11 protein-coding genes and 1 pseudogene are annotated in these 11,857 nt (G+C 59.4%); 9 read left to right on the forward strand and 3 right to left on the reverse strand.

What is annotated here, in order from left to right; genetic code table 11:
* Nucleotides 1-19 precede the first annotated feature (19 nt).
* Entirely contained in the window at nucleotides 20-610 is a 591-nt protein-coding gene (locus NCCP436_RS16360) for an amino acid synthesis family protein (protein ID WP_220805032.1), read from the reverse strand.
* Between the two features lie 351 nt (nucleotides 611-961).
* Between NCCP436_RS16360 and NCCP436_RS16365 the strand changes: the two genes are divergently transcribed.
* The gene (locus NCCP436_RS16365; protein ID WP_259651513.1) at nucleotides 962-2,494 is read left to right on the forward strand and encodes a BCCT family transporter; all 1,533 of its coding nucleotides are present in this window, start codon (nucleotides 962-964) and stop codon (nucleotides 2,492-2,494) included.
* A gap of 71 nt (nucleotides 2,495-2,565) precedes the next feature.
* Here NCCP436_RS16365 and NCCP436_RS16370 read toward each other — a convergent pair whose 3' ends face one another.
* Together NCCP436_RS16370 and NCCP436_RS16375 are read right to left on the reverse strand one after the other, a co-directional pair.
* Nucleotides 2,566-2,853 carry a DUF3509 domain-containing protein gene (locus NCCP436_RS16370; protein ID WP_220805034.1) on the reverse strand — a complete coding sequence of 96 codons (288 nt, stop codon included), beginning with the start codon at nucleotides 2,851-2,853 and terminating at the stop codon, nucleotides 2,566-2,568.
* Between the two features lie 52 nt (nucleotides 2,854-2,905).
* Nucleotides 2,906-3,127, reverse strand: a complete 222-nt coding sequence (locus tag NCCP436_RS16375; RefSeq protein ID WP_220805035.1) for a hypothetical protein — start codon at nucleotides 3,125-3,127, stop codon at nucleotides 2,906-2,908.
* 534 nt (nucleotides 3,128-3,661) lie between these two features.
* Here NCCP436_RS16375 and dnaX point away from each other — a divergent pair.
* The 8 genes and pseudogenes from dnaX to NCCP436_RS16415 form a co-directional block, all read left to right on the forward strand.
* Nucleotides 3,662-5,773, forward strand: coding sequence for a DNA polymerase III subunit gamma/tau (dnaX, locus tag NCCP436_RS16380; RefSeq protein WP_220805036.1), 2,112 nt, complete (start codon nucleotides 3,662-3,664; stop codon nucleotides 5,771-5,773).
* A gap of 22 nt (nucleotides 5,774-5,795) precedes the next feature.
* Nucleotides 5,796-6,122: a YbaB/EbfC family nucleoid-associated protein gene (locus NCCP436_RS16385; protein WP_220805037.1), complete on the forward strand. Its 327-nt coding sequence runs from the start codon at nucleotides 5,796-5,798 to the stop codon at nucleotides 6,120-6,122.
* An 82-nt stretch (nucleotides 6,123-6,204) separates the two neighbouring features.
* The gene (gene recR / locus NCCP436_RS16390) at nucleotides 6,205-6,804 is read left to right on the forward strand and encodes a recombination mediator RecR (RefSeq protein WP_220805038.1); all 600 of its coding nucleotides are present in this window, start codon (nucleotides 6,205-6,207) and stop codon (nucleotides 6,802-6,804) included.
* Nucleotides 6,805-7,003: 199 nt separating this feature from the next.
* The gene (locus NCCP436_RS16395; protein ID WP_220805039.1) at nucleotides 7,004-8,152 is read left to right on the forward strand and encodes an acyl-CoA dehydrogenase family protein; all 1,149 of its coding nucleotides are present in this window, start codon (nucleotides 7,004-7,006) and stop codon (nucleotides 8,150-8,152) included.
* Nucleotides 8,153-8,446: 294 nt separating this feature from the next.
* Entirely contained in the window at nucleotides 8,447-9,736 is a 1,290-nt protein-coding gene (locus NCCP436_RS16400) for an FAD-binding oxidoreductase (protein WP_220805040.1), read from the forward strand.
* A gap of 17 nt (nucleotides 9,737-9,753) precedes the next feature.
* Complete coding sequence (locus NCCP436_RS16405; protein ID WP_220805041.1) at nucleotides 9,754-10,311, forward strand: helix-turn-helix domain-containing protein; 558 nt, start codon at nucleotides 9,754-9,756, stop codon at nucleotides 10,309-10,311.
* Between the two features lie 28 nt (nucleotides 10,312-10,339).
* Nucleotides 10,340-11,686: a glutamine synthetase family protein gene (locus tag NCCP436_RS16410; RefSeq protein ID WP_220805042.1), complete on the forward strand. Its 1,347-nt coding sequence runs from the start codon at nucleotides 10,340-10,342 to the stop codon at nucleotides 11,684-11,686.
* A gap of 23 nt (nucleotides 11,687-11,709) precedes the next feature.
* Nucleotides 11,710-11,857, forward strand: a pseudogene (locus NCCP436_RS16415) (aspartate aminotransferase family protein); the annotation flags it as partial.

Genomic DNA, 11,857 nt, shown 5'->3' on the forward strand with positions numbered 1-11,857 from the left:
CTCCTGCCCGTGGTTGACATTACTGAGCCTGCTCGGCAGCCAGTTCCTGCAGATCGAGGTAGCGGTTACCAATGCGCGGATGAATGCGACCGCCGTCGGCTGCGCCCAGTACCACGATGATTTCATCGGCACGCGGAGCGTCTTCTATTTGCATCTCCAGGGTGATGTAGTGCGAGCGCAGGCCTTCGTCATCCTTATGCATCATCGGGATCTGGATCGAAGTTCCGGGGCCGCCGCGCTTGTTGGTAAAGCTCAGGTAGCTCTTGGCCTGCACTGCATCGCGATAGTGGTTGCCGAAACGTAGGGTGTGGATCACTGCCGAGGCATGTTCGATTTCACCATCTGCACCGACCACCGCAGCCTTGCCGTAGGCTTCGATCTTGTCGGCGCCACCGATGGCCGCAGTCAGGCGCTCGACCATCAAGGCACCGAGTTCGGAGCAGTTGTCTCTGATTTCCGGCTTGAGGTCATCGACAAAGCCGCGGCCGATCCAGGGGTTCTTGATCACAACTGCCAGACCCGCCATCGTCACCGGGCGTTCGGCAGCCTTGCCACCCTCGATGCGGGTCTCTTCGAGGAAGGTGACGATCTTGCGAATTTCGAAACTCATGGACGATGCGCTCCTAAGCATGTTGGTGTGTTCGTATCATGGTATACCATAATACCAATGACGCAAGTCAAGCATTTGGCAGTGCCTTCTTTCATCTACCGGGCGAGGTGATAATCGATGGTGCTGAATGATTGAATGTGTATTTTGGTTGATGGTATACCATAATATATCGCGAGCCAGGATAGATTCGGCAAGCGCTGCGTGCCGTCGTCTGGATGGCTCGTGAAGCTTGCGCGGAGATGTTCCAGCTGGCGCTTTCAGATCGGTTGCACAACAAAAACAAAGGAGACGCTCGTGAGCGTACGCCCTCAATCCCTCCTCGAACGCTGGTTCGCGGGAGTCAGTCCAACCATGGCAATCGCCTCCCTGGCCATGGTGTTTGCCTTCGTGATCTTCACCGTGAGCAATGCGGAGTTGGCCAATTCGCTGTACACCGGCGCTAAGGCCTGGATCGAGCGATCCCTCGGCTGGTATTACGTTGCGATAGTCAGTGGGGTGCTGGGCTTTACCTGCTGGGTGGGCTTGAGCCGCTTCGGGGCACTGCGCTTGGGCAGGGACGACGAGCGCCCGGAGTTCGGCAACTATTCCTGGTTCGCCATGCTGTTCAGCGCGGCCGTCGGTACCGGGCTGTTGTTCTGGAGTATTGCCGAGCCGCTGATGCACATGCAGGGCAACCCCTTTATGGAAATGGCCGGGGTGGAGCCGGGCAGCATGGAGGCCGGTCAGATGGCGCTGCGCATCACCATGTTCCACTGGGGGCTACATGGTTGGGCTGTCTATATCATGGTCGGCCTGATCCTGGCCTACTTCACCTATCGCCATGGTCTGCCACTGACCGTTCGCTCGGCGCTTTATCCACTCCTCGGTGAGCGTATCTATGGGCCGTTAGGGCATGCGGTTGATCTACTGGCGATTTTCAGCACCCTGTTTGGTACTGCTACCACGCTCGGGTTGGGCGTTTCGCAGATGAATGCCGGGCTCAGTTACATGTTGGGCTGGGAGCTGTCGCTCACCAATCAGTTGCTGTTAATTGCGCTGACCTCTGTGGTGGCTACGTTGTCAGCTGTCTCGGGCGTCGGGCGGGGGATCCTCTGGCTCAGTCGATGGAACATTCGGTTGAGCAGTGCGCTGTTCCTGTTTCTGCTATTGGCCGGGCCAACCCTTTTCCTGTTGGGCCTGTATGCCACGAGCATCGGTGATTACCTCGCTCACTTCATACCCATGGGGCTCTGGACGGATCCGCAGCCGGAGCGCCAGTGGCAGGGTTGGTGGACCATCTTCTACTGGGGCTGGTGGCTGTCTTGGGGACCGTTCGTGGGCATGTTTATTGCCCGTATCTCCCGTGGCCGTACCGTGCGTCAGGTGGTTGTGGGTGGAATGCTTTCGGCCACTCTGGGAGCCTTCCTGTGGATCGTGATCATGGGTGGCACAGGAGTGCATCTGCAGCTCAACAATGTCGATCTGGCCAGCGTTGCCAGTAACGACCTGACCATGGTGCTGTATAAAACCATCGAAGGGCTCGGGGTGGACTGGGCGACCATGGCGATGGCTGCCCTGGCCACGCTGATGATCGCCAGCTGGTTTGTCACCTCAGCAGACTCGGCCACCCTGGTGATTTGCACCATTCTGTCCATGGGGGATCCAAGCCCGCCATGCCGCTACCGGGTAATTTGGGGAATCGGGCTGGGCGTACTGGCCGGCGTGCTGCTGCTGGCCGGCGGTTTGCAAGGCTTGCAGGCGGCGACTATCGTGGCGGCTCTGCCGTTCTCCGTGGTACTGCTACTCATCTGTTATGGCCTGGTACGGGCTCTGTATGAGGAGGAGAGAGCTGCGGCAGTGTCGGTGACCGGACTGTCTACAGGCCAGGCTCCAGGTTCGCACTGATTCCGCGGCATGAAAAAGCCCGCATTCGAAAGAGTGCGGGCTTTTCTTTTTGTCTTGCAGAGTCGGGGGGATCAGGGGGTGCGATAGCTCAGTACGCTGTCCTGCTCCTTGAGTACCTTGCGCAAATCGGCCGGGATATTGCCGGAGCGCACAGCCAGCTCCAGGCGTATTTCCTCCAGGCTTTCGGCGAAGGCATGCCGGTCGTCGATCTGCGGCTTGGCCAGAACACGGCTGTAGACGGTGCTGTCGCTTTCGTCGAGCAGGGCTAGGATGACGGTGCCGTCGGGGCGTGGAGAGCTGAAACGGGCACGCAGGGGAGTGAAGAGGCGGTCGACGAGTTGCTGATTGGTAAGTTCCATACCTGACTCCATCCTGAAGGGGATTTTTTAGACCCCGGTATGGCCGCTTGGTTCAGGCGGTAAGCGATTGGCGGGTTCGTTCGATTACTCGTTGCAGTGATTCATCGCTGTACTGCCCCCGATACAGACGCTGGCTGTAGTGGGCGATGCCGGTGTTATCGACCAGTGTGAAGCTGAAGTTGCCTTTGCGAGTGGCTTGGATACGGCAGTCGAGTGGGGCAAATGCCTGGCTAAGGGTGTGTATGGCTTTCTGGATTTGATGTTGTGTATTCATAAAAAGGTTTTCCTTGAAAACAAGTGCGCTTCGATGCGCCTGGTAAAGCTCCATTGGATAGGCCGTGAGCGGCCAGGAACCAGTAACGCCATTTCACTCTCGAAACCAACCGCGGATTTGGCCGGCAGGTGGAGCGAAATCGTTATCGGGCTCTGTAGTCAACGATCGGAGCTGGCTTGGCACGATAAAGTTCCATTGTTACGGTTCTTCGTCGTGGTCGGTACGCCGGGAAACAGAAACGAGACAGCACCGGGATGAAGCCCTGGTGAGTTGTCCTGTTCAGTCGTCGATGGGGCGGTGCAGGCAGGGCTCAGGGCCGTGCGACGAACCGTAACCTGCGAGAGGCCATGAAGGCCGGGTGACTTGCAGCGTGTTGCGAACGGCCGACATCTTAGATTTTTGTTCAGGAAATAACCAGCTTTATTTAGGAACTGGCGTGCCGCCTCAGCGGCGGCAATTGTCGGCGGATGCAATTTGCCGGTCGCTCCGCTAGGATTAGTTCTCTTCGATGCTTACCCCTCGCGACGGTTTTCCATGAGTTATCAGGTTCTTGCACGTAAATGGCGTCCGCGCTCGTTCCGTGAAATGGTCGGCCAGACCCATGTGCTCAAGGCTTTGATCAACGCACTGGACAGCCAGCGTTTGCATCATGCCTACCTGTTTACCGGTACCCGCGGCGTGGGCAAGACCACCATTGCGCGGATCATCGCCAAATGCCTGAACTGCGAGACTGGCATCAGCTCCACGCCCTGCGGTACCTGCTCGGTATGTCGGGAGATTGACGAAGGACGCTTTGTCGACCTGATCGAAGTGGACGCCGCCAGCCGTACCAAGGTCGAGGATACCCGCGAGCTGCTGGACAACGTGCAGTACTCGCCCAGTCGTGGTCGCTTCAAGGTCTACCTGATCGACGAAGTGCACATGCTTTCCACCAGTTCGTTCAACGCTCTGCTCAAGACGCTGGAAGAGCCGCCACCGCACGTCAAATTCCTGCTTGCCACCACCGATCCGCAGAAGCTGCCGGTCACCGTGTTGTCGCGTTGCCTGCAGTTTTCGCTGAAGAATATGCCGCCGGAGCGGGTGGTCGAGCATCTCAAGCATGTCCTGAGTGCCGAGAACGTCCCCTTTGAGGAGGATGCTCTGTGGCTGCTGGGGCGGGCTGCCGATGGCTCGATGCGCGATGCCATGAGCCTGACCGATCAGGCTATTGCCTTTGGCGAAGGCCGGGTGCTGGCAGCTGATGTTCGGGCCATGCTTGGCACGCTCGATCATGGTCAGGTCTACGGCGTGTTGCAGGCGCTGATCGAAGGAGATGCGCGCGGCCTGATCGAGGCGGTGCGTCACCTGGCCGAGCAGGGGCCGGACTGGAATGGTGTGCTGGCAGAAATGCTCAATGTGCTGCACCGAGTGGCCATTGCCCAGGCGTTGCCGGAGGCAGTGGACAATGGTCAGGGCGACCGTGAGCGCGTGCTGCAACTGGCTCAGGCGCTGCCGGCTGAGGATGTGCAATTCTACTACCAGATGGGCCTGATTGGCCGTCGCGACCTGCCGCTGGCACCCGAGCCGCGCAGTGGTTTCGAGATGGTGCTACTGCGAATGCTAGCATTCCGCCCAGCAGGTGATGAGGATGCCCCCAGGGTGACGCTAAAGCCGCTGGGGATCAGCCAGGCCACTGCTGATCCCCAGGTAACGCCAGTGGCCGGCACCGCCGTGGCGGCACCGGCTCCAGTAATTTCTGCTGCTCCTCCGGCTCCAGTGCCTGCTCCAGTTCAGCCGGAGGCCGTGGCAGAGGCTCCTCTGCCGGCAACTGAGCAACCGGCCGAATCCGATATTGCAGAACAGCCACCGGTGGCTATGCTGCCTGCTGAGCCTGAGCCTGAGCCTGAGCCTGAGCCTGAGCCTGAGCCTGAGCCTGAGCCTGAGCCTGAGCCTGAGCCTGAGCCTGAGCCTGAGCCTGAGCCTGAGCCTGAGCCTGAGCCAGCAGTGTTTGTCGAGCCGTTGGACGTGCCATGGCATACCGAGCCTGTCACGGCGGCATCGGTTGCACCAGCGCACTCTGTGCCACCGCTGCCGGCCGAAGCCACAGCCGAGATGGGGCAGGGAGAGTCCTCCGATGATGACGAGCCGCCTCCTGGCGACTACGACTACGTCGAGATGGACAGCGGTTCGCTCGATTATGGCTTGGATCTGCCGGGCGAAATGGTACGCGCCGAACCTGAGCCTGAACCACAGCTTGCAGCAAAGCCGGCCACCGGGCTGGCGGCAGAGTGGCTTGCGCTGTTTCCGCAACTGGGGCTGGGCGGCATGACCGGCAGCATCGCGGCCAACTGCACGCTGGTCGAGGCCAATGGTGAGGACTGGCTGCTGCATCTGGATCCGGCGCACAGTGCGCTGTTCAATCCGACTCAGCAGCGCCGCCTGAATGAAGCGCTCAATCAGCAGCAGGGGCGCACTATCAGGTTGCGCATCGAATTGCACAAACCCGAGCAGGAAACACCGGCTCAGGCTGCCGCACGTCGCCGTGCCGAGCGCCAGCGCAGTGCCGAGGCTTCGATCCATGCCGATCCGCTGGTACAGCAGATGATCCAGCAGTTCGCCGCGAAGATCCGTGAAGACAGCATTGAGCCAATCGACACTTCCAGTTAACCCCGATACCGAGGATACCGACATGATGAAAGGTGGCATGGCTGGCCTGATGAAACAGGCCCAGCAGATGCAGGAAAAGATGCAGAAAATGCAGGAAGAACTGGCTAATGCCGAGGTAACCGGTCAGTCCGGTGCCGGCTTGGTCAGCGTGGTGATGACCGGTCGTCACGACGTCAAGCGTATCACTCTGGACGACAGCCTGATGCAGGAAGACAAGGAAGTGCTGGAGGACCTGATTGCTGCAGCGGTCAATGACGCGGTGCGCAAGGTTGAGCAGAACAGCCAGGAAAAGATGGCTGGCATGACGGCCGGTCTGCAATTGCCGCCAGGCTTCAAGATGCCGTTCTGATCCTTGCCTCACGGGCGCCTGGCCGTCGAATAGTGCCAGGCGTTTCGCGATTTGTTTATGACCTTCTCCCTGTAGGAATGCCATGAGCTTCAGCCCTCTGATCCGCCAGTTGATCGACTCCCTGCGCATCCTGCCCGGCGTGGGGCAGAAGACTGCGCAGCGCATGGCGCTGCAACTGCTTGAGCGTGATCGCAGCGGTGGCCTACGTCTGGCTCAGGCGCTCAATGCGGCGATGGAGGGTGTTGGGCACTGCAAGCGCTGTCGCAGTCTGAGCGAGGACGAACTCTGCCGGCTTTGCCTGGACACCAGTCGTGATGACAGCCTGCTGTGTGTGGTGGAGGGTCCGATGGACGTACATGCGGTGGAGCAAACGGGTTACCGCGGACGCTATTTCGTGCTCAAGGGGCATCTTTCGCCGCTTGATGGTCTTGGCCCAGAGGTCATCGGTATTCCCGAATTGCTGGAACGCATTGACGCAGGTGCTTTCAGTGAAGTGATCTTGGCCACCAATCCGACGGTGGAAGGTGAAGCCACCGCTCATTACATCGCGCAGATTCTTGCTGGCAAGGGGGTAGTCGCTTCGCGCATCGCTCATGGCATGCCGCTGGGTGGTGAGCTGGAGCTGGTCGATGGCGGTACCCTGGCCCACGCTCTGGCCGGGCGCCGACCGATCAGTCTGTAGTCCTTTACCCACTTCCTATTAGCTGATTCCGGCAGCCTTGTATCTCTGATACCCAATGTCTGTCAGTGCTTATCGCTGACTAGATGGGCCTTCGTGCGTCCTTTTCCTGGAGCATTCTCAGGAGGAAAATCAAACGATCGCTTGAAAACCAAGCAAGCGCTAGGTTAGGGTGGCTAAAAACAATAACGGGAGTCTGCACATGGCCGTCCTGCAAACCTATTTCGATGAGTCTCACCAACTGGTTCGCGATTCCGTCCGGCGTTTCGTCGAGCGGGAGATCCTGCCGTTTATCGATGAATGGGAGGAGGCTGAGGAATTTCCCCGCGAGCTGTACAAGAAGGCGGGTGACGCGGGCATCCTTGGCATCGGCTTCCCCGAGCATTTGGGTGGAAGTCACGAGGGCGATCTGTTCGCCAAGATAGCTGTCAGTGAAGAGCTGATTCGCAGTAGTTCGACGGGGTTGGTCTCCAGCCTGTGCTCGCTGGATATCGGCTTGCCGCCGGTGCTCAAGTGGGCCAAGCCGCATATCCGCGATCGAGTGGTGCCTGAAGTGCTGGCCGGCGACAAGATTATCGCCCTGGCCATTACCGAGCCGGGTGGTGGTTCCGATGTGGCCAACCTGAAGACCCGCGCGGTTCGCGACGGCGACTATTATCGGGTCACGGGCAGCAAGACCTTTATTACCAGTGGAACCCGTGCTGACTATTACACCGTGGCGGTGCGCACCGGTGGGGAGGGTTTCTCCGGCATCAGTCTCTTGCTGGTGGAGAAGGACACGCCGGGCTTCAGCGTTGGTCGCAAGCTGAAGAAGATGGGCTGGTGGTGCTCGGATACTGCCGAGTTGTTCTTTGACGACTGTCGGGTGCCGGTGGAAAACCTGATCGGCATGGAGAACATGGGTTTTGCAGGGATCATGGCCAATTTTCAGAGTGAGCGCCTGGCGCTGGCTCTGATGGCCAATGTCACCTCGGAAATGGCGCTGGAGGATGCCCTGGCCTGGGCGCGTGAACGCAAGGCTTTCGGTAAACCGATCCACAAGTTCCAGGTACTCAAGCATCGCCTGGCGGAGATGGCTACCCAGCTGGAGGTGTCGCGCGAGTTCACTTACCGGCAGGCGGCGAAGATGGCGGCAGGCAAGAATGTGGTCAAGGAAATCTCCATGGCCAAGAACTTTGCCACTGACGTTTCCGACCGTATGGTCTACGACGCCACACAAATCCTCGGTGGCATGGGCTTTATGCGCGAGAGCCGGGTTGAGCGTCTGTACCGCGACAACCGCATTCTCTCCATTGGTGGCGGCACCCGAGAGATCATGAACGAGATTATCTCCAAGCAAATGGGGCTCTAGCGCTCAGCCTCAGAATATCGCCTGCCTAGCCTGGCGCAGGCTGGCGATATTGCCACATGAGCAGCCCTACCAGCTCCGGTATTGAATGGTGCTGGCAATCATTGGCTGTCCGGAGCGATATGGCGAGTCTGCACAAATTCATAGACGGCTCGTTCGATATTTCTTTAAGCAAATGCAGCGGAGCTCAGGCTTGATGCTTTGGAGTGTGGGTGACCAGGGCGTAGGACTTGCTTTTGTGAATTTATTTTTATATTTTTTCATGAAATTAATTATTAAAAATTTCATGAGATTGCTATGTTTCGCCAGGCTAGTACGCATGTCGAAAGCTATTATGCCCATGTCTGCCAGGATCGACTGAAGAACTATCCGATCCTGCAGGCAGATCTGCGCTGCGATGTAGCAGTGATAGGTGCCGGCTTCAGTGGTTTGCACTGTGCCTTGCGCCTGGCCGAAGCTGGGCTGAGTGTGGTGATACTGGAGGCCAGCCGAGTAGCCTGGGCCGCTTCAGGGCGTAATGGTGGTCAGGCGATTCTCGGCTGGTCCTGCGATACGGATCCGTTGGAAAAGGCGCTTGGCATCGAGCGTGCCAAGCGCCTTTGGGACAGCGTGGCCTGGGCTGCCACTGAGATTCGTGAGTTGCCACAGCGCTATGGATTCGACTGTGACTACCGGCCGGGGCACCTCTGGACTGCGGTACTGCCTCGTCGTGTCGGCATGCTGCGCGAGTGGCAGGAAGAAGCTGCGCTGCGCTGGGGGCATGATCAGCTGCAGTTCGTTGGACGCGAGCAGATTGCCGACTGGGTTGCCAGTGAGCGTTATTGCGCCGGTCTCTATGATCCGCAGGCCGGTCACCTCAACCCGCTTAAGCTGGCACTTGGGCTGGCTGAGGCCTTCGTTCGTGCCGGAGGGCAGATCTTTGAGCTCAGTCAGGCCCTGAGCCAGGAGCCCCATGCAGGTGGCTATAGGGTGCGCACCGGACAGGGTAGCGTACAGGCCGATCGGCTGATTCTGGCATGCAATACCTATATCGATCGCCTGGAGCCGCGTCTGGCCCGACGCATCCTGCCGGTAGGTACTTATCAGGTAGCCACCGCACCCTTGGGCGCTGAGCGCGCCGCAGCGCTACTGCCGCGCAATGCCTGCATTACTGACAATCAGTTTGTGCTCGATTACTTCCGTCGTACCCCGGATCACCGTTTGTTGTTCGGCGGCGGCTGTACTTACCTGGGGGGGCTGCCCAAGGATATGGCGGCGGCAACCCGACCGTTCCTGGAACGGGTGTTTCCGCAACTGGCCGGTGTATCCATCGAGTTTGCCTGGGGTGGACATATCGATGTCACCCGTGCCCGAACCCCGGATATTGGTGGCGAAGGTGGGCGCTACTGGCTGCAGGGTTTTTCCGGGCACGGCGTATTGCCAACTATGGCAGCAGCCCGCGCAGTGACCGATGCCATCCTCGGTCAGGGCGATGAGCTGGCGTTGTACCAGCAACTGCGTAACCCCGACTTCCCCTTTGGAGAGCGTCTGGCCGCACCGCTGGAGGCGATTGGCAAGGCCTGGTACCGCCTGCTTGACTACTTTTGAAGCGAGCACTTTCCGATATGGACAAGCATGACGAAATGGCTGCGCTGGCCATCCTCATTCATGACCTGCGCAAGCACAAGAAGGTCACCCTGAACGAACTGGCCGAGCGCATCGGCCGCTCTGTTGGCTTTCTCTCGCAGGTTGAGCGTGGCTTGTCGCGTCCGACCATGGCTGACCTGACGGCCATCAGCGAAGCGCTCGATGTGCCCACCAACTATTTCTACAACTTGCCAAAAGCCAAGGCGTTGCACTGGGTCACCCGACCGGGTGAGCGGCGCACCCTGTACCTTGCAGGCGGCATCACCGACATCATGGCTTCGCCGACTCTGCAGGGAACCTTCACCCTGCTTGAGAGCGTGCTTGAGCCAGGTGCAAGCAGTGGTGAGCGACAAATGAGCGACCGCTCCGAGCAAGGGGGCTATGTGCTGGAGGGTCAACTGACCATGTGGTTGGGTGAGGAAGAGAGCTGCACCACGCTGTACCCGGGCGATGCCTTCCAGATACCAAGTTATGCGCGCCTGCGCTACGCCAATCAGGGCGACACCCTGACGCGGGTGTTGTGGGTCTACACCTGAACCTTTTCGTGAACCGGAAACAATCACAATGAATGCCACACGAGTCGAGTTGCTTGAAGAAGTCCGCCAGTTCCGCCAGACGTATCCGGAGGTGCGTTTTGTCGACCTGATCTGTCTGGACATCCCGGGGCACTTCTATGGCAAACGCTATCCCGTCGAGATGTTGGAGAAGGTCGCTGCCGGCAGCGTGCTGAAGCTGCCGCAGAACTGCGTGCTGCTCGGTGCCCAGGGGGGGCTCTACGAGATCGGCGACTACTGTTTCCATGACGGTGATCCGGATGCGCCGCGGCGCCTGATCCCGGGTACGCTAAAGCTGGTCAACTGGGAGCGCCAGCCGCTGGGGCAGATGCTGATCAGCTCCGATGGCACCGCGGCCCCCATCGAGTTCGAGCCGCGCGAGGTGCTGGCGCGGGTGGTGCAGCGTCTTGCTGCGCGCGGCATCCGTCCAGTGGTGGCTTTCGAGCTGGAGTTCTATCTGTTTGACAAGGCGCTCAAGGATGGTTTGCCACAGTATCCGCGCGACCTGCTCAGCGGTGATGCCGACGACCAGCCGAACATGCACATCGAGCGCCTCTCGCGCTTTGCCGATGTGCTCGACGATATCAGTGAAACTGCGCGTCTGCAGGGCATCGACACTACGGTGATTACTGCCGAGATCGGCCCGGGCCAGTTCGAGATCAACTTCGGCCACAACACAGATCCGATGCAGGCGGCAGACTGGTCGGCATTGTTCTGCCGGCTTACCCGCGGAGTAGCGCTCAAGCATGGTCATCGCGCCAGCTTTATGGCCAAACCCTATCTGCAATACCCGGGAAGCGGCATGCATATCCATGTCAGTCTCTACGATGAGAATGGCAACAACCTGCTGGCACGTGACGAGCAGCGTCTGCTGCGTCACGCAGTGGCCGGTTGCCTGGCGCTGCTGCCCGAGTTGATGCCGGTCTATGCGCCGAACCACAACAGTTACCGGCGCTTCGGTGCTCAGGTCAACTCGGCCAGCAAGGCCAGTTGGGGCTTCGAGGATCGCGATGCCTGTGTACGTATACCTGAGTCGGATGCACGCAACCTGCGTCTGGAGTTCCGCCTGCCCGGCGCCGATGCCAACCCCTATCTGGTGCTGGCGGCGCTGCTGACCAGTATCGAGCACGGATTTGATGCGGCTCAGGAGCCCATTGCACCGCTTAACGAGAACCGCCAGAGCGGTATCGAATTCCCCAAAGACATGCTCGAAGCAGTACGCCGCATGCAGGCCAGCGAGCAGGTCGCTGCCGGTCTCGGCAGTGAATTCGTCATGGTCTATTGCGAGAACAAACGCCAGGATCACCTGGCCTTCATGCACGACATCAGCCCGCGCGAATACCGCTGGTACCTGTGATGTCACGGATCGAAGGAGGCGACATGAACAACTCGAAAACCGCGCACTGGCAGGCTCTGAGCCGGGCCCACCATTTGGCGCCCTTCAGCGACTACCGCCAGCTGCACGAGAAGGGCCCGCGCATCATCACCGAGGCGAAGGGCGTACACCTGTGGGACAGCGAGGGCAACA

This window comes from Pseudomonas sp. NCCP-436, from assembly GCF_019656335.1.
In the GTDB taxonomy this organism is placed as follows: Bacteria; Pseudomonadota; Gammaproteobacteria; order Pseudomonadales; family Pseudomonadaceae; genus Aquipseudomonas.

Coding starts and splice junctions, on each gene's coding strand:
- NCCP436_RS16360 (WP_220805032.1), bottom strand. CDS start 610: ATGAGTTTCGAAATTCGCAAGATCGTCACCTTCCTCGAAGAGACCCGC.
- NCCP436_RS16365 (WP_259651513.1), top strand. CDS start 962: ATGGCAATCGCCTCCCTGGCCATGGTGTTTGCCTTCGTGATCTTCACC.
- NCCP436_RS16370 (WP_220805034.1), bottom strand. CDS start 2,853: ATGGAACTTACCAATCAGCAACTCGTCGACCGCCTCTTCACTCCCCTG.
- NCCP436_RS16375 (WP_220805035.1), bottom strand. CDS start 3,127: ATGAATACACAACATCAAATCCAGAAAGCCATACACACCCTTAGCCAG.
- dnaX (WP_220805036.1), top strand. CDS start 3,662: ATGAGTTATCAGGTTCTTGCACGTAAATGGCGTCCGCGCTCGTTCCGT.
- NCCP436_RS16385 (WP_220805037.1), top strand. CDS start 5,796: ATGATGAAAGGTGGCATGGCTGGCCTGATGAAACAGGCCCAGCAGATG.
- recR (WP_220805038.1), top strand. CDS start 6,205: ATGAGCTTCAGCCCTCTGATCCGCCAGTTGATCGACTCCCTGCGCATC.
- NCCP436_RS16395 (WP_220805039.1), top strand. CDS start 7,004: ATGGCCGTCCTGCAAACCTATTTCGATGAGTCTCACCAACTGGTTCGC.
- NCCP436_RS16400 (WP_220805040.1), top strand. CDS start 8,447: ATGTTTCGCCAGGCTAGTACGCATGTCGAAAGCTATTATGCCCATGTC.
- NCCP436_RS16405 (WP_220805041.1), top strand. CDS start 9,754: ATGGACAAGCATGACGAAATGGCTGCGCTGGCCATCCTCATTCATGAC.
- NCCP436_RS16410 (WP_220805042.1), top strand. CDS start 10,340: ATGAATGCCACACGAGTCGAGTTGCTTGAAGAAGTCCGCCAGTTCCGC.